This window comes from Bacillus sp. TH17, from assembly GCF_016651125.1.
GTDB lineage: Bacteria > Bacillota > Bacilli > Bacillales > Bacillaceae_G > Bacillus_A > Bacillus_A mycoides.
This window is the reverse complement of record NZ_JAEKEN010000001.1, coordinates 3261315-3284273: the sequence shown is the minus strand read 5'-3', so window position 1 is coordinate 3284273 and position 22959 is coordinate 3261315. Positions and strand designations below refer to the sequence as shown.

27 protein-coding genes and 1 pseudogene are annotated in these 22959 nt (G+C 36.2%); 23 read left to right on the top strand and 5 right to left on the bottom strand.

Going from position 1 to position 22959, the window contains the following annotated elements; translation table 11 throughout:
* Positions 1 to 314: 314 nt before the first annotated feature.
* The 16 genes and pseudogenes from rimP to dpaB form a co-directional block, all read left to right on the top strand.
* Complete coding sequence (rimP, locus tag JFT95_RS16650) at positions 315 to 785, top strand: ribosome maturation factor RimP (RefSeq protein ID WP_002088165.1); 471 nt, start codon at positions 315 to 317, stop codon at positions 783 to 785.
* A 17-nt stretch (positions 786 to 802) separates the two neighbouring features.
* Positions 803 to 1909 (top strand): transcription termination factor NusA, encoded by a 1107-nt coding sequence (gene nusA / locus JFT95_RS16645; RefSeq protein WP_002014554.1) that lies wholly within the window; start codon positions 803 to 805, stop codon positions 1907 to 1909.
* A gap of 11 nt (positions 1910 to 1920) precedes the next feature.
* Positions 1921 to 2193 (top strand): RNase P modulator RnpM, encoded by a 273-nt coding sequence (rnpM, locus tag JFT95_RS16640; RefSeq protein ID WP_002088161.1) that lies wholly within the window; start codon positions 1921 to 1923, stop codon positions 2191 to 2193.
* Complete coding sequence (locus JFT95_RS16635; protein ID WP_002033679.1) at positions 2194 to 2505, top strand: YlxQ family RNA-binding protein; 312 nt, start codon at positions 2194 to 2196, stop codon at positions 2503 to 2505. It abuts the gene before it with no gap.
* A 4-nt stretch (positions 2506 to 2509) separates the two neighbouring features.
* Positions 2510 to 4576 carry a translation initiation factor IF-2 gene (gene infB, locus JFT95_RS16630; RefSeq protein ID WP_002014558.1) on the top strand — a complete coding sequence of 689 codons (2067 nt, stop codon included), beginning with the start codon at positions 2510 to 2512 and terminating at the stop codon, positions 4574 to 4576.
* Complete coding sequence (locus JFT95_RS16625) at positions 4573 to 4854, top strand: DUF503 domain-containing protein (protein WP_002088157.1); 282 nt, start codon at positions 4573 to 4575, stop codon at positions 4852 to 4854. Before infB ends, JFT95_RS16625 begins: the two co-directional genes overlap by 4 nt.
* 15 nt (positions 4855 to 4869) lie before the next feature.
* A complete protein-coding gene (gene rbfA, locus JFT95_RS16620; RefSeq protein WP_002146104.1) occupies positions 4870 to 5226 on the top strand; it encodes a 30S ribosome-binding factor RbfA in 357 nt (118 codons plus the stop codon).
* Positions 5227 to 5316: 90 nt separating this feature from the next.
* A complete protein-coding gene (gene truB, locus JFT95_RS16615) occupies positions 5317 to 6240 on the top strand; it encodes a tRNA pseudouridine(55) synthase TruB (RefSeq protein ID WP_002014562.1) in 924 nt (307 codons plus the stop codon).
* A gap of 43 nt (positions 6241 to 6283) precedes the next feature.
* Entirely contained in the window at positions 6284 to 7255 is a 972-nt protein-coding gene (gene ribF / locus JFT95_RS16610; RefSeq protein WP_002128800.1) for a bifunctional riboflavin kinase/FAD synthetase, read from the top strand.
* 100 nt (positions 7256 to 7355) lie between these two features.
* Complete coding sequence (gene rpsO / locus JFT95_RS16605; RefSeq protein ID WP_001229392.1) at positions 7356 to 7625, top strand: 30S ribosomal protein S15; 270 nt, start codon at positions 7356 to 7358, stop codon at positions 7623 to 7625.
* Between the two features lie 161 nt (positions 7626 to 7786).
* Positions 7787 to 9940 (top strand): polyribonucleotide nucleotidyltransferase, encoded by a 2154-nt coding sequence (gene pnp / locus JFT95_RS16600; RefSeq protein ID WP_002033682.1) that lies wholly within the window; start codon positions 7787 to 7789, stop codon positions 9938 to 9940.
* A 154-nt stretch (positions 9941 to 10094) separates the two neighbouring features.
* A complete protein-coding gene (locus JFT95_RS16595; RefSeq protein WP_002033683.1) occupies positions 10095 to 10994 on the top strand; it encodes a polysaccharide deacetylase family protein in 900 nt (299 codons plus the stop codon).
* A gap of 86 nt (positions 10995 to 11080) precedes the next feature.
* On the top strand, positions 11081 to 12322 hold the full coding sequence (locus tag JFT95_RS16590) for a M16 family metallopeptidase (protein ID WP_002088150.1): 1242 nt from the start codon (positions 11081 to 11083) through the stop codon (positions 12320 to 12322).
* Positions 12323 to 12456: 134 nt separating this feature from the next.
* Positions 12457 to 12705: a YlmC/YmxH family sporulation protein gene (locus JFT95_RS16585; protein WP_002014571.1), complete on the top strand. Its 249-nt coding sequence runs from the start codon at positions 12457 to 12459 to the stop codon at positions 12703 to 12705.
* Between the two features lie 172 nt (positions 12706 to 12877).
* A complete protein-coding gene (gene dpaA, locus JFT95_RS16580; protein ID WP_002088148.1) occupies positions 12878 to 13780 on the top strand; it encodes a dipicolinic acid synthetase subunit A in 903 nt (300 codons plus the stop codon).
* Positions 13777 to 14202 (top strand): annotated as a pseudogene (gene dpaB, locus JFT95_RS16575) (dipicolinate synthase subunit B); the annotation flags it as partial. The gene dpaA and the pseudogene dpaB, both read left to right, overlap by 4 nt.
* A 32-nt stretch (positions 14203 to 14234) precedes the next feature.
* Here the strand turns inward: dpaB and JFT95_RS16570 are convergent.
* The 5 genes from JFT95_RS16570 to JFT95_RS16550 form a co-directional block, all read right to left on the bottom strand.
* Entirely contained in the window at positions 14235 to 15782 is a 1548-nt protein-coding gene (locus tag JFT95_RS16570) for a recombinase family protein (RefSeq protein WP_201052846.1), read from the bottom strand.
* Between the two features lie 111 nt (positions 15783 to 15893).
* Positions 15894 to 16427, bottom strand: coding sequence for a hypothetical protein (locus JFT95_RS16565; RefSeq protein ID WP_201052844.1), 534 nt, complete (start codon positions 16425 to 16427; stop codon positions 15894 to 15896).
* A 15-nt stretch (positions 16428 to 16442) separates the two neighbouring features.
* Positions 16443 to 17297 (bottom strand): DUF4747 family protein, encoded by an 855-nt coding sequence (locus JFT95_RS16560; RefSeq protein WP_201052841.1) that lies wholly within the window; start codon positions 17295 to 17297, stop codon positions 16443 to 16445.
* Positions 17298 to 17502: 205 nt separating this feature from the next.
* The gene (locus JFT95_RS16555) at positions 17503 to 17937 is read right to left on the bottom strand and encodes an ImmA/IrrE family metallo-endopeptidase (RefSeq protein WP_201052839.1); all 435 of its coding nucleotides are present in this window, start codon (positions 17935 to 17937) and stop codon (positions 17503 to 17505) included.
* Between the two features lie 12 nt (positions 17938 to 17949).
* Complete coding sequence (locus JFT95_RS16550) at positions 17950 to 18387, bottom strand: helix-turn-helix domain-containing protein (protein WP_201052837.1); 438 nt, start codon at positions 18385 to 18387, stop codon at positions 17950 to 17952.
* A 173-nt stretch (positions 18388 to 18560) separates the two neighbouring features.
* Here JFT95_RS16550 and JFT95_RS16545 point away from each other — a divergent pair, with 173 nt between their 5' ends.
* The 7 genes from JFT95_RS16545 (at position 18561) to dnaB (ending at position 22959) form a co-directional block, all read left to right on the top strand.
* Positions 18561 to 18752 carry a helix-turn-helix transcriptional regulator gene (locus JFT95_RS16545; RefSeq protein ID WP_201052835.1) on the top strand — a complete coding sequence of 64 codons (192 nt, stop codon included), beginning with the start codon at positions 18561 to 18563 and terminating at the stop codon, positions 18750 to 18752.
* 34 nt (positions 18753 to 18786) lie between these two features.
* Positions 18787 to 19035: a hypothetical protein gene (locus tag JFT95_RS16540; protein ID WP_201052833.1), complete on the top strand. Its 249-nt coding sequence runs from the start codon at positions 18787 to 18789 to the stop codon at positions 19033 to 19035.
* A gap of 90 nt (positions 19036 to 19125) precedes the next feature.
* Entirely contained in the window at positions 19126 to 19713 is a 588-nt protein-coding gene (locus tag JFT95_RS16535; RefSeq protein ID WP_201052831.1) for a sporulation sigma factor-processing peptidase, read from the top strand.
* Between the two features lie 13 nt (positions 19714 to 19726).
* Positions 19727 to 19948, top strand: a complete 222-nt coding sequence (locus JFT95_RS16530; RefSeq protein ID WP_016092216.1) for a hypothetical protein — start codon at positions 19727 to 19729, stop codon at positions 19946 to 19948.
* Between the two features lie 184 nt (positions 19949 to 20132).
* On the top strand, positions 20133 to 20417 hold the full coding sequence (locus JFT95_RS16525; protein ID WP_012261572.1) for a hypothetical protein: 285 nt from the start codon (positions 20133 to 20135) through the stop codon (positions 20415 to 20417).
* 278 nt (positions 20418 to 20695) lie between these two features.
* Positions 20696 to 21640, top strand: coding sequence for a DnaD domain-containing protein (locus tag JFT95_RS16520; RefSeq protein WP_201052829.1), 945 nt, complete (start codon positions 20696 to 20698; stop codon positions 21638 to 21640).
* Positions 21637 to 22959: a replicative DNA helicase gene (gene dnaB / locus JFT95_RS16515; protein ID WP_201052827.1), complete on the top strand. Its 1323-nt coding sequence runs from the start codon at positions 21637 to 21639 to the stop codon at positions 22957 to 22959. The genes JFT95_RS16520 and dnaB overlap by 4 nt, the downstream gene beginning before the upstream one ends.

Here is a 22959-nt window from a genome sequence, read left to right as displayed (position 1 = left end):
CAAATCAACATTTGCTATGGTATACTATAAACCGAGATAACCATGTCATGTATATTTTGTGAAAAAGAGAGTGGGGAAACCCACTCTTTCGTGTTACTATCTACATTTTGCTGATGTAGATAGTAAAGATATTTCTGTCGTATATACATATTTTGTTACAAGTTTTACTTCTTAAATTTGGTAATACTAAGACAGATATTCCCTGCTTAACGGCAGGGGCTTTTGTTAGCTAACGAGAAAGAATAAGATAGACCGTCTTTATGAACGGGATCTTTTCTTGTAAATGGTACATGGCGGCAGGAAGGAGGCTGTTTATGGATAAGAAAGTCACAGAAATTGTAGAAGCATTTGCGCAGCCAATCGTTGAAGAGTTAAATCTTGAACTTGTAGATGTAGAGTATGTGCAAGAAGGACAAGACTGGTTCTTACGCGTATTCATCGATTCTGAAAAGGGAGTCGAAATTGAAGAATGCGGTGCGGTAAGTGAACGTTTAAGCGAAGCTTTAGATAAAGAGGATCCAATTCCTCATCTTTACTTTTTGGATGTATCATCTCCTGGAGCGGAACGTCCATTAAAGAAAGAGAAAGACTTCCAGCAAGCGGTAGGAAAACAAGTGGCGATTAAAACATATAAGCCGATTGATGGTGAGAAGATGTTTGAAGGAAAGCTACTTTCCTACGACGGTAATACAATTACACTACTATTAACAATTAAAACACGTAAAAAAGAAATCCAAATTCCAATGGATAAAGTTGCAAATGCGCGACTTGCTGTTACGTTTTAGTAAGAAGGGGGATCTTCATGAGCACTGAGTTGTTAGATGCTTTGCTCGTATTAGAGTCAGAAAAAGGTATTAGCAAAGATATTATTATTGATGCGATTGAAGCAGCATTAATCTCTGCTTATAAACGCAATTTTAACCAAGCACAAAACGTTCGTGTGAGCTTTAACCCAGAAGTGGGAACAATTCAAGTTTTAGCACGTAAGGACGTTGTAGATAATGTGTTTGATCCACGTCTTGAAATCTCTGTAGAAGAGGCAAGACAAATTAATCCAAACTACCAAGATGGTGACGTACTAGAAATTGAAGTAACGCCAAAAGATTTTGGTCGTATTGCAGCGCAAACTGCAAAACAAGTTGTAACACAACGAGTTCGTGAGGCGGAACGTGGTGTAATTTATTCAGAATTTAGTGATCGTGAAGAAGACATTATGGTTGGTATTGTACAGCGCCAAGATGCTCGTTTCATCTATGTAAGCTTAGGTAAAGTAGAAGCTTTATTACCTGTAAGTGAGCAAATGCCAAATGAGCAATATAAACCACATGATCGTATTCGCGTATTTATTACAAAAGTAGAAAAGACAACAAAAGGACCACAAATTTACGTATCACGTACACATCCTGGTCTTTTAAAACGTTTATTCGAAATGGAAGTTCCAGAAATTTATGATGGAACTGTAGAAATTCGCTCTGTAGCACGTGAAGCAGGCGACCGTTCTAAAATTTCTGTATATGCAGAGAATATCGATGTTGATCCAGTAGGTTCTTGTGTAGGACCGAAAGGACAACGTGTACAACGCGTTGTAGATGAACTAAAAGGTGAAAAGATTGACATCGTTCGCTGGTCGAATGACCCAGTTGAATATGTTGCAAATGCTTTAAGTCCATCACAGGTTGTTAAAGTACTTGTAGATGAAGCAGAGAAAGCAACAACTGTTGTTGTTCCAGACCACCAGCTTTCATTAGCGATTGGTAAGCGTGGACAAAATGCGCGTCTTGCAGCTAAATTAACAGGCTGGAAAATTGATATTAAAAGTGAGTCTGATGCGAAACAACTTGGTATTGTGACAGAAGAAGATAGCGTAATCGCATTCGGATTCGATTCAGCTGAAGACGAAATCGAATAGAGGTGATGAGTATGAGCAATCGAAAAGTTCCGTTACGAAAATGTATTGCAACGCAAGAGATGAAATCAAAACGAGAGCTAGTTCGCATTGTTCGTTCCAAAGAGGGCGAAGTGTCTATTGATTTATCAGGAAAAAAATCAGGACGAGGTGCATATTTATCAAAAGATAAAGAAAGCATTATTCAAGCCCAAAAGAAAAACATTTTGGAACATCATCTAAAAGCGAAAATCGACAGTTCTCTGTACGAAGAGCTTCTTGAGCTTGTTGAGAAGGAGTCGAAATAAGTGTCTGATTGGAAATCATTTTTAGGACTAGCAAACCGCGCTCGAAAACTTATTTCGGGTGAAGAACTCGTTTTAAAAGAAGTACGAAGTGGCAAAGCAAAGCTAGTATTGCTTTCTGAAGATGCGTCAGCGAACACTACAAAACGTATCATTGATAAAACCACGTACTACAACATACCAATGAGAAAAGTCGAAAATCGACAACAATTAGGGCATGCGATTGGGAGAGACGAGCGAGTCGTTGTAGCTGTTTTAGATGAAGGCTTTGCGAAAAAGCTACGTAGCATGCTCGATACAAATTACCGGGGGTGAAGGTATGAGTAAAATTCGAGTACATGAATATGCAAAAAAAAATAATATCTCAAGTAAAGATCTTATGACAAAACTAAAAGAGATGAATATCGAGGTTTCGAATCATATGACAATGTTAGAAGATGAAGTAGTAAACAAATTAGATAATCAATATAGCGCTGGAGCGGAAAAACCTTCTGTTGCAGATGAGTTTGAAGTAGAAGAGAAAGTTGTTCGCAGTAAAAAGAACAGCAATAAGAATAAGAAAAAAGGCAAAGCTAATGAAGATAAACGTCAAGATAACTTTGCTGGAAGACAACAAACACCAATAGTAGAAACACCAGATAAAATCACTTTCTCTGGAAGCCTTACAGTAGGTGACCTTGCTAAAAAGTTAAGCAAAGAGCCATCTGAAATTATTAAAAAGCTCTTCATGCTAGGAATTATGGCGACAATTAACCAAGACTTAGATAAAGATACAATTGAGTTAATTGCTACTGATTACGGTATTGAAGTAGAAGAAGAAGTAGTTGTAAGTGAAACTGAATTTGAAACATTCATCGATGAGCAAGATGATGAAGAAAACTTAAAAGAACGTCCAGCTGTTGTTACAATTATGGGACACGTTGACCATGGTAAAACAACATTGCTTGACTCTATCCGTAATTCAAAAGTAACTGCTGGCGAAGCTGGTGGAATTACTCAGCATATCGGTGCATACCAAGTTGATGTAAATGATAAGAAAATTACGTTCTTAGATACACCAGGTCACGCGGCATTTACAACAATGCGTGCTCGTGGTGCACAAGTAACAGATATTACAATTCTTGTTGTTGCAGCTGATGACGGTGTTATGCCACAAACAGTTGAAGCAATTAGCCATGCGAAAGCAGCTGGAGTACCAATTATTGTTGCTGTGAATAAAATGGATAAACCAGCGGCAAATCCTGATCGTGTAATGCAAGAATTAACAGAATATGAATTAGTTCCAGAAGCTTGGGGCGGAGACACGATTTTCGTACCAATTTCTGCAATTCAAGGCGAGGGAATTGACAACTTACTAGAAATGATTCTTCTTGTGAGTGAAGTAGAAGAATATAAAGCAAATCCAAATCGCTATGCAGCTGGTACTGTAATTGAAGCACAGCTTGATAAAGGTAAAGGAACTATCGCGACACTACTTGTTCAAAACGGTACACTTCGAGTTGGAGATCCAATTGTTGTTGGAACATCATTCGGTCGTGTTCGTGCAATGGTAAGTGATATTGGTCGTCGTGTAAAAGTTGCTGGTCCATCAACTCCTGTTGAAATTACAGGTTTAAATGAAGTGCCACAAGCGGGAGATCGTTTCATGGCATTCGCTGATGAGAAGAAAGCTCGTCAAATTGGTGAATCACGTGCACAAGAAGCGTTAGTTGCACAACGTGGTGAGAAATCTAAATTCAGCCTGGAAGATTTATTCCAACAAATCCAAGAGGGCGATGTAAAAGAAATTAACTTAATTGTGAAAGCAGACGTACAAGGTTCTGTAGAAGCAATGGCAGCATCACTTCGTAAAATTGATGTTGAAGGCGTAAAAGTAAAAATTATCCATACAGGCGTAGGTGCGATTACAGAATCTGATATTATTTTAGCTTCTGCATCTAATGCAATTGTAATTGGATTTAACGTACGCCCTGATGTGAATGCGAAGCGTACAGCTGAATTAGAGAAAGTTGATGTTCGTTTACACCGTATTATCTATAAAGTAATCGAAGAAATTGAATCAGCAATGCAAGGTATGCTGGATCCAGAATTCGAAGAAAAAGTAATCGGTCAAGCGGAAGTTCGTCAAACATTCAAAGTAACAAAAGTTGGAACAATCGCAGGTTGTTACGTAATAGACGGTAAAATTACACGTGATAGTGGCGTTCGTATTATCCGTGATGGCGTAGTAGTCTTCGAAGGAAAACTTGATACGTTAAAACGTTTCAAAGACGACGTAAAAGAAGTTGCACAAAACTATGAGTGTGGTATTACAATTGAGAGATATAATGATCTTAAAGAAGGGGACATCATTGAAGCATACGTTATGGAAGAAGTGAAGCGATGATTATCGCTTCACTCTCATTCGAGTGTATGATTTACGATGTGCATTCTTTAAAAGAGAAACGAGCAATTTTGCAACGTGTGTTAACTCGTGTGAAACAGCGCTATAATGTAGCTGTTTCTGAAGTTGGGCATCAAGATGTATGGCAACGTACAGAAATTGCAATTGTTTCCGTATCCTCAAATCGTGTTGTCTGTGAAAAAGAAATGAATCGTGTACTTGAGTATATCGATTCATTTCCTGAAATTGAACGTACGATAACACATTTGGAATGGTATTGAATGAGGTGAAGAGTTATGAAATTACGTGCGAACCGTGTGGGCGAGCAAATGAAAAAAGAATTAGGCGACATTATCAGTCGTAAAATTAAAGACCCACGTATTGGATTTGTTACAGTAACAGATGTACAGGTAAGTGGAGATTTACAAATTGCTAAAGTATATATTTCTGTTTTAGGTGACGAAGAACAGAAAGAAAATACATTAAAAGGTTTAGCGAAGGCAAAAGGCTTTATTCGTTCAGAAATTGGCCAACGTATTCGTCTTCGTAAAACGCCGGAAATTTCCTTCGAGTTTGATGAGTCTATTGGATATGGTCATCGAATTGATACACTTTTACATCAAATTAATAAAGACGGTAAACGTGAAGAATAATGGATAGACATTTGTCTATCCATTTTTTCAATGTAAAATAAGTTTTGCATAATTGCAATTACTACAAAAGAATAATGATGAGGTGAGTATATGGAAGGTGTAGTATTATTACATAAGCCAAAGGGAATGACATCACATGATTGTGTGTTCAAATTAAGAAAGATATTGCGTGAGAAACGAATTGGTCATACAGGGACACTGGATCCAGATGTAACAGGAGTATTACCTATTTGCGTTGGGCGTGCAACAAAAATTGCGCAATTTTTAACAAGTGAAACAAAAACATACGAAGGTGAAGTGACATTAGGATTTTCAACAACAACAGAAGATGCTTCTGGTGAAGTTGTGGAGAAACAAGATGTAAATCGTGTCATTACACGTAAAGAAGTAGAAGAGGTACTAGCGGAATTAACAGGGACAATTGAACAAATGCCGCCGATGTTCTCAGCTGTAAAAGTTAACGGGAAAAAACTATACGAATATGCAAGGGCAGGACAAGAAGTTGAACGTCCAGTTCGTACAATTACAATTCATGAATTTGTATTACTTGATGAACGTGAAGTTTTTGAAGGAGAAAATATTTCATTTCGTTTCCGTGTAACGTGTAGTAAAGGAACATATGTAAGAACACTAGCAGTAATGATAGGTGAAAAACTTGGATTTCCATCACATATGTCTCACCTTGTAAGAACAGCATCTGGTGAATTTTTACTAGAAGATTGCATATCATTTGAAGAAATTGAAGAAAACGTGCAAAATGGAACAGTAGAGTCTATTTTCATCTCAATTGATGAGGCGCTAAGTAAGTTTCCAAAAATGGTTGTAGATGAAAAGCAAGCTGAAAAAATAAAGAACGGTATGTTCTTAAACAATGAATTAGAAACAACAGCACCATTTATTACAGTATTTGATAAAAATGATCGTTGCTTAGCAATTTATGAGCATCACCCAAAACACCCTGGAATGCTAAAGCCAATGAAAGTACTTGTGAATAATCAAGAACTAAAGCTATAATGAATTATTGGAAGGATTATTACAGAAAAAGGTGAATTCAAGCGTGAAACTTATTCATTTAACTCATCCACATGAACAAAATAAAATAGAATTACCACCTACTGTAATGGCATTAGGATATTTTGATGGCATTCATTTAGGACATCAACGTGTGATTCGAACAGCGAAAAAAATAGCGGATGAAAGAGGATGTAAAAGTGCTGTCATGACGTTCCATCCACACCCATCTGTTGTATTAGGAAAAAAAGAAGCGCATGTGGAGTATATTACACCGATGCGCCTTAAAGAAGAAATCATCGCAAGTTTAGGAATTGATATCTTATATGTGGTGAAATTCGATGAGCCATTTGCTGGATTATTACCACAGCAGTTTGTCGATGAGTATATTATTGGTTTAAATGTAAAGCATGTAGTAGCAGGCTTTGATTATTCATATGGACGTTTAGGAAAAGGGAAGATGGAGACTTTACCATTTCATGCAAGAGGGGAGTTTACACAGACCGTGATCGAAAAAGTTGAATATCAAGAAGAAAAAGTAAGTTCTACTTCATTACGAAAGTTAATTCGAAACGGTGAAATGGAACAAATTCCATCTATTTTAGGGAGAGCTTACACGGTAGAAGGAACAGTTGTACACGGTGATAAGCGTGGACGTCAAATTGGTTTCCCAACTGCAAATGTAGGTTTAAGTGATGAATATTTGTTGCCACCTGTAGGTGTATATGCGGTAAGGTTGAAGGTTCATGATGAATGGCATGATGGTGTATGTAATATCGGATATAAACCAACTTTCAAAGAGAATGAGCGTCAATTATCTATTGAAGTGCATCTATTTGAATTTAATAAAGACATATACGATCAAAGTGTTACAGTGGAATGGCACATGCGTATAAGAGAAGAAAAAAAGTTTAATGGAATTGATGAGTTAGTTGCGCAAATCGCTCAAGATAAAAAGGTTGCCCAAGAATATTTTGCGAGCGTAAAGAATATACTTGCTTTTTCAAATGAAAAGTAGTATTCTATGTTATGTACTTTATGACAACCATTACTTGGCATTGCGACTCACCGATGCTTGCTAGGTAACTGGGGGTTTAATTATTAGGAGGTGAAATAGGATGGCTTTAACACAAGAGCGTAAAAATGAAATCATTGCACAATTTAGAACTCATGAGACTGATACTGGTTCTCCAGAGGTTCAAATTGCTGTCCTAACGGAGCAAATTAACACTCTAAACGAGCACTTACGTACTCACAAGAAGGATCATCATTCACGTCGTGGTCTATTAAAGATGGTTGGTAAACGTCGTAACTTACTTACTTACCTTCGTAATAGCGATATCACACGTTACCGTGAATTAATCACAAAGCTTGGCTTACGTCGATAGTCAAAGAAGCGGGAATATTCCCGCTTTTTTGTTAGGTAAAAATATATCTTCTACTCTTTATAGCTTACTTAATTTTCGGCAATACTAGAGGAAAGAATATTGTGATATACTACCCATTTACATAGAAGAATTGAATATTTTAAATTGAGAGGGGTACTTAAATGAGTCAGGAAAAGCAAGTCTTCTCGATAGATTTAGCTGGTCGTCAGCTAACAATTGAAACAAGTCAGCTTGCAAAACAAGCAAACGGAGCAGTATTAGTAAGATATGGCGACACAGCAGTTCTATCTACAGCAACTGCATCAAAAGAGCCAAAAAATGTAGATTTCTTCCCGCTTACAGTAAACTATGAAGAGCGTTTATATGCAGTTGGAAAAATCCCAGGCGGTTTTATTAAGCGCGAAGGCCGTCCAAGTGAAAAAGCAATTTTAGCAAGTCGTTTAATTGACCGTCCAATCCGTCCACTTTTCGCAGATGGTTTCCGTAATGAAGTACAAGTTGTCAGCATCGTAATGAGTGTTGATCAAGATTGTTCTTCTGAGATGGCAGCTATGCTTGGTTCTTCATTAGCATTATCTATTTCAGATATTCCATTTGAAGGTCCAATCGCAGGTGCGACAGTTGGTCGTATTAATGGCGAGTTCGTTATTAATCCAACAGTAGAACAGCAAGAACAAAGTGATATGCACCTTGTTGTAGCTGGTACGAAAGATGCAATTAACATGGTTGAAGCAGGAGCGGATCAAGTACCTGAAGAAACAATGTTAGAAGCAATTATGTTTGGACACGATGAAATTAAACGTCTAATTGCATTCCAAGAAGAGATTGTACAAGCTGTCGGTAAAGAGAAAACAGCAGTGAAACTTTATGAAGTGGATGCTGATTTGAACCAAGCTGTACGTGAAATGGCTGAGACAGATATGCATTCTGCAATTCAAGTGCACGAAAAACATGCACGTGAAGATGCAATTAGCGTAGTGAAAAAGCGTGTAATTGAGCATTACGAAGCTGAGGAAGCTGATGCTGATACATTAGGACAAGTAAGTGAGATTTTATATAAAATTGTAAAAGAAGAAGTACGTCGTCTTATTACAGTTGAAAAAATCCGCCCAGATGGTCGTAAAGGTGACGAAATTCGTCCTTTAGCATCAGAGGTTGGCATTTTATCTCGTACACATGGTTCTGGTCTATTCACACGTGGACAAACGCAAGCATTAAGTATTTGTACATTAGGTGCATTAGGCGATGTGCAAATTTTAGATGGTCTAGGTGTAGAAGAGTCAAAACGCTTTATGCACCATTATAATTTCCCTTCATTTAGTGTTGGTGAAACAAGACCAATGCGTGGACCAGGTCGTCGTGAAATTGGTCACGGAGCACTAGGAGAACGAGCTCTTGAACCTGTACTTCCATCTGAAAAGGATTTCCCATATACAGTTCGTCTTGTATCTGAAGTATTAGAGTCAAATGGTTCTACTTCACAAGCAAGTATTTGCGGTAGTACATTAGCGATGATGGATGCGGGTGTACCACTTAAAGCACCAGTTGCTGGTATTGCAATGGGTCTAGTGAAATCTGGTGAGCATTACACAATTTTAACAGATATTCAAGGAATGGAAGACCATTTAGGTGATATGGACTTTAAAGTAGCAGGTACTGCAAAAGGTGTAACTGCACTACAAATGGACATTAAAATCGATGGTTTATCTCGTGAGATTTTAGAAGAAGCATTACAACAAGCGAAAGTTGGTCGTATGCACATTCTAAATCACATGTTATCTGTTATCGCTGAACCTCGCATTGAGTTATCTGCGTATGCTCCGAAGATTATTACAATGGCAATTAACCCAGATAAAATTCGTGATGTTATTGGACCAAGTGGTAAACAAATCAATAAAATCATTGAAGAAACTGGCGTTAAAATTGACATCGAGCAAGATGGTACAGTATTCATTTCATCAATTAATCAAGAGATGAATGAAAAAGCGAAGAAAATTATCGAAGATATCGTTCGCGAAGTACAAGTAGGCGAAATCTACTTAGGAAAAGTTAAACGCGTTGAAAAATTCGGTGCGTTCGTTGAATTATTTAGCGGTAAAGATGGACTTGTTCACATTTCTGAACTTGCACTTGAGCGTGTAGGTAAGGTAGAAGACGTTGTGAAAATCGGTGATGAGATTTCAGTTAAAGTTATCGAGATTGACAAACAAGGTCGTGTAAACTTATCTAGAAAAGTATTGCTAAAAGAAGAGCAAGAAAAAGAAGCAGCTAAAGAAGAAGCAGCTAAAGAAGAAAACGCACAAGAGCAACAATAAGTGAAAGCCAGTTTAGCTGGCTTTTTTTGTTATGTAAAAAATGTGATTTATTTAGATTTTTATGTGAGTATAGGTATAGTTTTCATCATAACGCTCAAATTAACAAAGATAAGAAGAAAATGGTTTCTTTTTTATAGTTAATGGGAGGGTTTATATGAAAGCTCGTATATTAGCGTACATATTTATATTTTCTTTATATATGGGTTGTGGCTCTTATTCCGTTTTTGCGCAGGATAACTTGCATGAAGAGATTCAAAAGCATGTAAAACAGTACGAGATTATGCCGCAAAATGCGATGATTGATAAGATTTGGAAGGCGACGCCTGGGTATAATGGAAAACAAGTGGATATAGAAGCGTCCTATAATAATATGAAGAAAATCAAGAAGTTTGATCAAAAACAACTTGAATTTAAGGAAGTATCACCGAGTGTTCACTTAGAAGATTTACCACCAGCTCCCATTTATCGAGGACATCCAAATAAAAAGATGGTGGGATTAACAATTAATGTGGCCTGGGGTAATGAGTATTTGCCACGTATATTAGAGATATTGAAAAAACATGATGTGAAGGCGACTTTCTTTTTAGAAGGACGCTGGGTGAAAGAAAACTTACGATTTGCCAAAATGATTGTCGATGCAAATCAAGAAGTAGGAAATCATTCTTACACACACCCTAATATGAAAACGCTGTCTACAGATGAAATACGAGATCAATTACAAAAAACGAATCGAATGATAGAAGCAGCTACAAATCAGAAAGTGAGATGGTTTGCTCCGCCAAGTGGAAGCTTTCGGGATGAGGTAGTAAAAATAGCGGATGATTTCCAAATGGGGACGATTATGTGGACTGTAGATACAATTGATTGGAAGCGGCCAGAACCGGGTGTGCTATTGCAGAGAGTAATGCGAAAAATACATCCAGGTGCTATTGTGCTAATGCATCCTACTTCATCTACAACAGAAGCGCTAGATACTATGATTAAAAATTTAAAGGAACAAGGATATAAAGTGGGGAATATTACAGAATTACTAGATGAAAAACGTGTGGATTAAATACATTTGCATGACATTCATCTCTAAACTTGTTATCATTAAATAATAGCAATTATTTAGAGAAACTGGCATTAGGAGGAAAGTTTTTGATTAAAAAATATACGTGTAAAAATGGTGTAAGAATTGTTATGGAGAATATACCAACTGTACGCTCGGTTGCGATTGGTATATGGATCCACGCAGGTTCAAGAAATGAAAATGAAAAAAATAATGGGGTTTCGCACTTTTTGGAACATATGTTCTTTAAAGGGACAGAAACGCGAAGTGCAAGGGAGATTGCAGAATCATTTGATAGCATTGGTGGACAAGTAAATGCTTTTACTTCAAAAGAATATACATGTTACTATGCGAAAGTGCTAGATGAGCATGCTAAATATGCATTAGATGTTTTAGCAGATATGTTCTTTAATTCAACATTTGATGAGGAAGAACTGAAAAAAGAGAAGAATGTTGTATGTGAAGAAATAAAAATGTACGAAGATGCGCCAGATGATATTGTGCATGATATGTTAACGAAAGCAACATATGAAACGCATCCGCTTGGATATCCTATTTTAGGAACAGAAGAAACGCTTGAAACATTTACAGGTGATACGTTACGTCAATATATGAAAGATCATTACACACCTGAAAATGTTGTTGTATCAATTGCAGGGAATATTGATGAAGCATTTTTACAAACTGTAGAGCAATATTTCGGTAGTTACGAAGGGACAACAAATCGTGAACAAGTACATAGCCCAATCTTCCATTTCAATAAAGTAGCACGTAAGAAGGAAACAGAACAAGCTCATTTATGTTTAGGATATAAAGGCTTGCAAATGGGACACGAAGATATTTATAACTTAATTGTATTAAATAATGTTTTAGGCGGTAGTATGAGTAGCCGTTTATTCCAAGAAGTACGTGAGCAACGTGGATTGGCGTACTCAGTATTCTCTTATCACTCTTCTTATGAAGATACAGGAATGTTAACACTTTACGGTGGAACAGGTAGTAAACAATTAGATACACTGTATGAAACAATGCAAGAAACGTTAAATACGTTGAAAAATACAGGTATTACAGAAAAAGAGCTTGTTAACAGTAAAGAACAATTAAAAGGAAACTTAATGTTAAGTTTAGAAAGTACGAATAGTCGTATGAGCCGTAATGGTAAAAACGAATTGCTTCTTCGTAAACATCGTTCTCTTGATGAGATTATTGAAAGTGTAAACACTGTAACAAAGCAAAATGTAGACGAGTTAATTCGCAATATGTTTACCGATGAATTCTCTGCGGCACTTATTAGTCCAGATGGAAAACTGCCAAAAGGAATGAAACTTTAATCGATCTTGTAATTCATTCGCTTTCGGAAATAACCGTATCTCTTTTATATGAGATACGGTTATTTTTTTATATATGCAGAATAGGTACTTATTATAGGATAACCTTCATAAAAAGTAGGATAGGGGGAGATTTAATGCGTTTAAGTGAATTAAGTGGCAAAGAGATTGTGGATTTAGAAAGAGCAGAAAAAATGGGAGTTTTAGGTCATGCAGATTTAGAAATTGATGAGAGAGATGGAAAAATACAAGCGCTTATTATACCTGCTGGGAAATGGGGAGGTTTTAAAAGAGAACAGCAAGAAGTGAGAGTAGAATGGAGCAAAATAAAGAAGGTTGGAAATGATATGATACTTTGCGATCTTACGAACCATTCAAGATCATAGTGAAAGATGACCATTTTGGTTGTCTTTTTTTTATCTTTATATAAAGAAGATAAATCACGTGTGCTTTTTGTTTTTCAATCACCTCAAACTCGTACATTACATATGATGTGGAGGAAAAAGAAAAAGTAGGCATTTTTCTTATAAATGAAAGAAAAAGAAGGTGAATTAGGGAATGTTGACTGAGATGCATATTGCTGTCATAGGAGGAGATGCACGGCAGCTAGAAGTAATTCGCAAGCTAGTCGAACTGGACGCGAAACTTTCATTAATAGGGTTTGAACAGTTAGATCATGGCTTCACAGGGGCAGCAAAGGAAAGTATACAAGATTTAAATTTCACTTCTTTAGATGCAATTATTTTGCCGGTTGCAGGGACGAATGCCAGAGGAGAAGTAGATACTATTTTTTCAAATGAGAAAGTTTCCATAACGAAAGAACAAATTGAAAAGACGCCAGAAAACTTCACTATATATTCAGGTATTGGTACACCTTACTTGGAAAATCTCGTAGCTACTACAAATCGCAAACTTGTAAAATTATTTGATCGTGATGATGTTGCAATCTATAACTCTATTCCGACCGTAGAAGGTACACTAATGATGGTTATTCAACATACTGATTACACAATTCATGGATCGAATGTAATGGTTTTAGGATTTGGTAGAACTGGTATGAGTGTTGCAAGAGCCTTTCAATCATTAGGAGCACATGTCAAAGTTGGAGCGAGACGTTCGGAACATATTGCTCGTATTACAGAAATGATGTTTTCTCCTTTTCATATGCAAGACATAGAGAAAGAAGTAGGTAATATCGATATTGTTATTAATACAATTCCGCATCTTGTTGTGACAGCGAATGTTCTTTCAAAAATGCCAGCTCATACGCTAGTTATTGATTTAGCTTCTAAGCCAGGTGGCACGGACTTTCGCTATGCGGAGAAGCGTGGAGTGAAGGCACTATTAGCACCTGGTCTTCCTGGGATTGTTGCACCGAAAACAGCAGGACAAATATTAGCGAATGTTCTTTCTCAGTTATTAATAGCAGATGCAATCGCAAAGGAGGATGATGAGAAATGAGTTTGAAGGGAAAACGAATTGGTTTCGGATTTACAGGGTCACATTGTACGTATGAAGAAGTTATGCCACATTTAGAGAAGTTAATTGCAGAAGGTGCAGAAGTACGTCCCGTTGTTTCTTATACTGTCCAATCAACAAATACTAGATTTGGCGAAGGGGAAGAATGGATTAAAAAGATCGAAGAAATAACCGGTTTTAAGGCAATTAATTCAATCGTTGGCGCAGAGCCACTAGGACCGAAAATTCCACTAGATTGCATGGTGATTGCACCACTAACAGGGAATTCGATGAGTAAATTTGCAAATGCAATGACAGACTCTCCAGTATTAATGGCAGCAAAAGCGACGCTTAGAAATGGGAAGCCTGTCGTATTGGCTGTTTCGACGAATGATGCTTTAGGGCTTAATGGAGTAAATCTAATTACACCAACAAGGTGACGACAAAGCGCGAACGCTTATATGTCGCCATCTTGAGGGAGCTTAGGGTAAAGCACAAGTTCGAAATCATCAAGCCTTTGCCACTTTTCTTTCTTATAAACGGCCTTTTCTAAAACCGACTTTAGGAGGTTGTTTTTCTTTTTTGGATCATCTGTTTTAAAGTACAGATCAAGAACATGCTCTACTTGAGGAATTGTATCTTTCTTCACTTTTTCCTTCTTAATTTCTGTTTTAATTTCTTTCTTTAAGTTTTCCATCGTGGAAGTAATTTCAGTAATACGATCAGAAACTACATTCGAGCGTTCTAAAAACATATCGACTGTGTAAACGCCGCGTTCTAATAAATCATGTAAATTATTTTTCTGTTTTTGGACATCCACTAATTCTTTATCAAGCTTGCGTAATGCAGCTTCATTCATTTGAATAACTTGCGTTTCTTTTAATTTGTCATCTTGCTTATGTTTTTCAAAATCAGCTTTATAATTGATATACCATTCTTTTAAAGCCTCGATTAAACGCTTCTCAATTAATTCAGTATAGCTTGATTTGTTTTCACATCCACGGTGTTTACAATCCATAGTTTCTTTTCGGTTCTTTGGATAACGTTGGACCATACTGTAACCACATTTAGAGCATTTAATAATACCAGCCAATGGATTCTTTATTCCGTTCGTATTGTAAGGGATGTGATACCTTGAGTTTAATTTTTCTTGCACTTGTTCAAACAAGCTTTCAGGTATAATTGGCTCATGTTTGCCATCAGCAATAATCCACTCTGACTTATCTTGGCGTGCACAACTTCTTTTTACAGCATCAGGACGTTTTACTTCTTTTCGCTTTTGCCAAGTTACCTTTCCGATGTACACATTGTTTTTTAATATATCTAAGATGCTGTAGGGGTTCCATTCATTTCCGAGTTTGCTTTTGTAGCCAAGATCATTTAACTTACTCCTAATTGCATTCGCGCCCATATCCTCATTTGCATACCAATCAAATATCATTCTTACGACAGAAGCTTCTTCTGAATTAAGCGTTAAAGTACGTTCTCGCTTATTTAAACGATGGATATCATATCCGAATGGTGCATGTGTACCAAGGTAATTACCAGCCTCTACACTTGCGATACGGCCTCTTTGCATACGACGAGTAATAATCTTTAACTCTTTACGTGCCATAAACGCTTCAAATTCGCTGTATTCTTCGTCCCACTCATCATTAAGGTCATAAGTCTTCCTAGGTGTCATAATCTTCGTATTCGAGCGTTTAAACGTCTCTAAAATGATTCCTTGCTCTTTCATACCACCACGACCTAAACGGTCCATATCCATACAAAGAACAGCATCATATTTGTTATCTTCAATTTCTTCAAGCAGAGCTAACATCTCAGGACGTTTCACTAAGCTCTCACCAGAAACGATTTCCTCACGGACAGCTAGAACATTTAGGTTCATTTCCTTGGCAATTTTCAGCAGGGTAGAGCGGTGCTTTGCTAAAGTTTCGCCTTCGCCACGAGCTTCAGCTTCGAGATCGGCGCGGGATTTTCTTAGGTAGATTGCGGTTTTCATAGTTAGACCTCCGTATCAATAGTTCATTAAGGATAAACATTTATGGAACAGTTAAGAGAATGATAAAAGAAAAGCCCAAAAAATTGGGCTTTTGGAGAAGTATAGTGTAATTTAATTATCATTCAATTGTGCTAATATAACCATAATCCTTATAGTATTTCCAATAAGTGCTATAGTTCCAAATAAAGTATATATAGTTAATGATAAGACAAAAACTATGGAATAAATTAAGATTTTTATAGTAGTTATTTTAATTATTATAGGGAAAGACATTGTTATAACAATTATTATTCCCCACAATGCAGCTGCATACCAAAAAGGAAATAACAGATTTTGAAGTGTCTTATTTTTTAATAGAAGGTGGAGAATTTTACCTGAGGTTAATGCAACAATAATTGATAATCCAGCAATAATAATACCCAAAATGGATGCAGAAACACCAGGTAGTATGTTGCTAATATAACCCGCGATTTCAGTGATCTCTGTCTGTTTCATATTAATAAACACTCTATAAGACAACCAACCAAGCAGGATTGCTACATAAAATCCTAAGTTCCCTATTGTTAAACTAAAAATACCATTTTCTTTTAATAAACTAAGGAAAGAAGTATTATCATAAGTTGCACGTTCCTCGCGTTTAATCATATTCCCCCTCCTTTATTAGTTGAATTTTTGAGCAACCTTTAAAACAAATCCGCGAAGTTTTTGTTTTAGTTCACTTTCAGATTTCTCGCTTATAGTTTCTGTGTGAACAGATTCTCGAGAATTTATTGTTATATTTTTTTTCTTTTTTTGGTTATGTTTTTCTTTTCTGCTAGGTAAATTGTTGTAGCCTACTGCCTTAGCATCTCCATAGAGTCCGATCATTTCTAATCCTTCGTTTATAGTTTCTCCCTCTTTATTTAATCCATCTTTGTTTTCTAAATTTAATTGCATTTTTTTCGCATTTTCTTCGGCAAGAATACTTGCTAATGAACGAAATGCCTTTTTTTTATGAAAATTAGGATGAATGAATTCAAATTCAATTTTTGTCAAAACGTCTAAAGATAAGATTTTTGCGACTAGATCTTCTATTTTATTAATATATGAAATCACAACTTCACCAATTTGTATATCACTTTTTTGAATCAACTTTTCGAATATTTCAACAAAGTCATCTCTTCTAATTTTTGATGTTTCTTCAAATATAAGGATTTCATTAACTGGTTCGTAAACAAATCTAGAAGTATAAGCTCTATCAGGAATAGGGTATTCTTGTAAATCGTCTCCTTTTAAAATCTCAACAGATTCAGATCGTGAACGAACTAAGTCACCATAGATAAATGTGTATCCATTTTCTTCAATTTCATTGGTTTCAGTTATTTTCCACTTGAAATTCCCTTGAGATATTTCAGGCTTATTTAGTATCGCAGTGGGGATTAATCGAATAAGCGATTCAACATTGTCGCTAAATATATTTTCATGTATATTCACCTTGGATGCAATAAATTTGCCTCTATAACGTTTTCTTCTCATGATTCATAATCTCCTTTATTGGACTATCTGTCAGTATTAGACGTATTCTCATTATTAGATTTAGAAAATTTATGTGTTATGTATTTAAAAACTGGTTTGAATCCACTTTGGCCGAAAGGTTCTACTATTTCTTTGAATGAAAGATCTCTATATTTCTATTTAGTGATTAATTCGTTTTCGAATATGTTTACTTCAATAAAATAATTTAATAGGAATAGTTTTTTAAACGAGAAAACCCACCCGGAACCCCGTGGATTTCCGCAACTTCTTGAATTGATAAGTGTGTATTTTCATAAGCGGCAATCATTTCATCTGTAAGTAATAATTCTACAGCAAATGTATTCGCTTCAATCTCTAAGCGATCTACCGAAAAGAATGTTTGGTTACGCAAGAAAGGAGTATTTGCTTTAGGGTGAAGTACAGCATGCCCTAATTCATGTGCACAAACAAATCGTTGAGTGATTTCGTCAATTTGATTATTAATATGAATAAATTTAAGGCGTTTGTAAGTGTTGTAAAAACCGAGAGTATTCCCAAGGTCTTCAAACAACACTATAATATTTTTTTGTTTAGCGATTTCAAATGGATTTGTGGTTTCATGTTTTTGTGCGATGTATAGTACGTATTTTTTTATGTCCATTTTTCGCTCCATTTAATCTTTTTTATACTTGTTTGGAGTGAATTTTTGTTTTGCCAATTGTTTTGCCATACGCATAGAATTTTCCAGAGAGATACGAATCATTTCCTTTGTATGCTCATCGATAGGTTCACCATCGAACATAAGGGCATCCTCACTATTTTCTAGATCTTCTAAAGTTTTTTCCAAGTCCCTGGCAATATCACGTTCTTCTTTAATAGATAAATTAGATGGTTCACTAGATACCATTTCTTTTTTTTGTGTCCTATCTAATAAATAATCTGTTGATACTTCAAAAAAATCTGCGATTTTCTTTAAGGTATCATAATCTGGTTCACGTTGACCTTGTTCATAATTAGCTAATTTTCCTCTTGAAAAGCCCAATCGTTCAGCAAGCTCATATTGACTTAGTTTTTGTTTTTTCCTAAGTTCTGAAATCTTTTTTCCAAGCATAAATTCTGCCCTCTTTCTAAATAAGAATAGGTGCTTTGTTTCTTAATTATAGAAACGTTTAGTTTCTAAATCTATAAAAGAAACAAAAAGTTTCTAATAAATATTGACAGAAACAAATTGTTTCTTTATATTGGGGGTATAGGGAAACGAATTGTTTCTTTGGGGGTGAACTAGTGGATAAAAAAAGAAATAAAATGATCGAGTTTAGAAGTGTCCAATCGAGAATAATCGTAGCGAAGAAGTTGAAAATTACTCCTCAAATGTTAGGAGCGATTGAACGAGGTGATAGGACACCCTCATTAGAGTTGGCCAAAAGAATAGCTGATTTTTATAAAACAACAATTGATGATCTTTTTTTTGGTTAAAAAGGAAACGAATTGTTTCTATGGAGGTGGGGAAATGTCAAAACTTCAAATGGCAGTACCAACAGATCAGTCGCATAAACATATAAAAAGCACTTCAAGAGGTGACACCATGAGCCAACAAGAAGAATATGCAGCGACTTATGAATTTGGAAAAACGAAAGTCCATGTTGTGGCTCCTGAGCCAAAAGCGCAAAAGGATATTGATAAACTCCTTCAAGCATATTACAAGGCTGGTTGGGCCATCATCAAAGAAATGCAAGTGAAAGAAAACATTGAGGAATAGTTCCTCTCTTTTTACATGAAAAATAGACAAGTTACATATGTACTAAATTCATTGTAACCATTTGAAAACTAAATATGGAGGCGAACAGATATGGGAACAAGCATATACTGCAATTCAGCAATAGGAGAATTATTACAGAATGCTAGAGAATGTTGTGATAATGTTCAGCTGAAAACGAAGAAAGGACTATCTAAGTACCTTGGCATTACACATGAACGCTTAACTCGTATTGAATCTGGACTTTCTAAACCAGAATTTGAGCTTGCGATGGATTGGTGTCATGCAACAGGAGCAAAGTTGAATCAACAAGCGATTAAACATATTTATGGTGTTGGATTACCGCCTACAGATCCACGATTAACTCAAGATGTAAATCTACAATTGATGAACTACATTAAACAAGCTGAAGAGGGGATTGTGGCAGCAAAGGAAATCATGAACTTACAAGTTGCAACAAGGTCATGGAAGCTTGATGAAAAAAAGAAACATGAATACGCAGTTCATGCAAAAGAAATCTTCGATACAATCCAAGCTACTCAATGTGTAGTACAAGCTCTTGAGCAGGTTCATTTTGGCATTATGGAACAAATACAAAGAAGTTGGTTGCAAAAGGCTATGGCGGAGAACGTTATTATTCAATCGGTGGATAGCTTAATGACTTTAACAAAGATGCTGTAAAGGAGGAAGAAAAATGACAGTAGATTATAAGAAACCAAGTTTAAGAGAATATAAGGAACTAATACGCTATGATGCAAAACTAACTGGTGAAATTAAAATAGCAAAAACACTTGGTGAGGATTCAAAGTCAGTTGAGTTAAAGCAAGAGAAAAAGTTAGTGGGGATTCGAATCAAAATTATCGAAGCATCATTCATTTTAAAACATAAATGGGCAAAAGAAAAAGCTACCGCCTAGACAACAGTAGCCCTAACAAAAATATTGTAAAGCAATTATAACATTTTATAAATCATTTGGACAAGCACTGTGCTTGTCGTTATGACCAGAAAGGGATTGTTCCTCCCAATACCTCTACACAATGTTCCTTTCTGGTTGTAACGATGCGTACAGCATCAATTTAATTAGAAAGGAGATGTAATTCATGAACGATAAAAACAATCGTCTTCATGATCTAGTTCTTCCTGGGGATTTTTCATTTGCGAATAAACTTCGTAACTGTATGAGTGAATGTATTCATAACATGTTTAATGCAGAATCAACCGAAGAATCAAATCACTGGGAAGAAGAGCTAGAGCGATGTATGAGGGAATTTAAAATGCTTCGTGATACAAAAGAGGAACATGAGGCATCGATGAGTTATCGTGTAGTGATTAAAGATTTAAGAGCAAGAGGAGTTAACGCTTCATTGGTAACACGTAGAAAATAAAAAAGTCTATCACTTGGCAGAGTGATAGATAAATGGTCTTGCAAAGATCTTAGGACTAATTATATCAAATTAGCATTCGTATAACAACGGAGTGTGCCGCATGCTTTTAGACAAATCATCACATAGAGTGTTGCTGAATCCTAAAGTGTTTCAACAAGCAACATCAGAGCAACACCTAATTTACTTAGTAAAACAATATCTCAAAATAGGATATAAAAATTATCGCTTATTACGTGTAGAGGACGGATTTGCGATATGTAAACGGGAGGATGAATAATATGGCAGTTTATAGACCAGTACACGTTTCATTTTGGCAGGATTCATTTGTTTTAGATCTTACACCGGAGGAGAAGTATTTCTACTTATATTTGATGACAAACAGTAAGACGTCTCAATCAGGAATCTATGAGCTTCCACTTCGTATTATTGAAACCGATACAGGATATAACCGTGAAACTGTTATGAAGCTACTAGAACGTTTTGCTGAGTACGGAAAAATTAATTACAACCAAAAAACAAAAGAGTTGTTCTTAATCAACTGGTTGAAATTCAATCCGATTAAAAATGTAAACATTGAAAAGTGTGTTTTAAAAGAGATTCAATCTGTGAAGGACCAAGATTTTTTAGCTGATTTCTATGAAACATGTTTGCAATTAGAACGTGAACAAGATTTCAAAATCCCTCGTATCAAGGAGTATTTATCAGTCCGTTTGGAGGGGCTTATAAGGGGCTTCCAAGACCCTAGCAAGGAAGAAGAAAAAGAAGAAGAAAAAGAACAACAACAAGAAGAACGCGCAGGCGCGGAAGAAGTTGTTGAGGTTAATCCAATTTCTTTTTACGAGCAGAACTTCGGATTCATTACACCTTTTATCGCAGATGGTATTCACGCTTGGATAGATGATTTAAATACGGAGCTAGTTGTAAAAGCTATGGAGATTGCTTTAGAGAAAAATACGAGAAACATGTCTTACGTAAATACGATTTTACGAGATTGGCATCTTAAAGGTTTTAAAACGATAGTAGATGTTGAAGTAGCTGATAAAGCATTTCGTACTCAACGATTAGCAAAGGCACAACAACCGACGCAAGCTCCTTATCAACAGAAAGGCTTATCAGAATCTACTAAGAACGTAATACAGCAGCAACAATCATGGGAGAAAAACATTCCAACGGATGAAGAACTTGCAGCACTTAATCAACAAAATGGGTGGATGGTTCAATGAGTAATGATATGATTCGTAACGCAGAAGCCGAACAAAGTGTTTTAGGTAGCATAATCCAAGAAGGCGATTTAATTAAAGATTGCCAGCTAAAGGCAAAACAGTTTTCTTTACCAACACATCAAGTGATTTTTAAAGCGATGAGAGAGTTAGAGGATGCTGAGGTTCCAATAGACCTTGTCGCTCTCATGGGAAAATTCGATGAAAGCTTTATGAATCAAATTGGCGGAATTGGATTCTTTGTAAACTTGACAGAAGTTGTTACCACAACAAAAAACTTTTCGTATCACGAAGGTTTAGTAATTGAGGCGTGGAAGATGAGACATGCTCAGGAGGTTGCTGGTAATTTATATAATCGTCTTCAGCAAGAAAGAGATATGAGCGCTATTAGTACATCGATTGATGAATTAAGCGCAATTGAAGAAACAGGTTATTCAGATGATTTTAAACTAAAGGAAACGCTCGTTGATTTATATAAAAAAATGCAAGTTGATGTTGGAGATTTAACGGGAATAAATACTGGCTACGATGAGTTGAACAGAATGACAGCTGGACTACAAGAAGGGGACCTAATCATTGTTGGTGCACGTCCTTCGATGGGGAAAACAGCTTTCGTATTAAACGTTGCTTATCATGCAGCGAGTTCTAATACAGCAACAGGCGTCTTTTCACTAGAGATGGGAGAAGAACAGTTGCTTAAGCGGATGATCTCAAGTACTGGAAATATAGATGCTACGAAATTAAAGAATCCTAAAAAACTATGTAATTTAAAGGATTGGGAAAAGATTAGCCAAGCAATGGGGTTAATAAACGATTTGCCTTTAGAAATATACGATAAAGCAAATGTAACGATGCAAGAGATTTACGCAAAGACTAGGAAACTAAAGCGCAAATACCCAGACAAAAAGGTGCTAGTCGCAATTGATTACTTGCAGCTTATTGTAGGTGACCCAAAGCACAAAGGGAATCGCATGCAAGAGATCGGTGAGATTAGTCGTAAGCTAAAACTTATGGCAAGAGAACTAAACGTATGCGTGGTTGCATTATCGCAGTTAAGTCGTGCTGTTGAAAGTAGACAAGATAAAAGGCCGTTGCTCTCAGACCTACGTGAAAATGGTCAAATTGAGCAAGATGCGGACTTGATCGCATTCTTATATCGCGAAGATTATTACGACCGTGAAACAGAAAATAAAAACATAACGGAAATCATTTTAGCGAAACAGAGAAATGGTCCAGTTGGTGTTGTTGAACTAGCATTCATTAAAGAATTTAGTAAGTTTGTAAATTTAGAGCGAAAGTTCAATCATCAACAGGATGCCTAA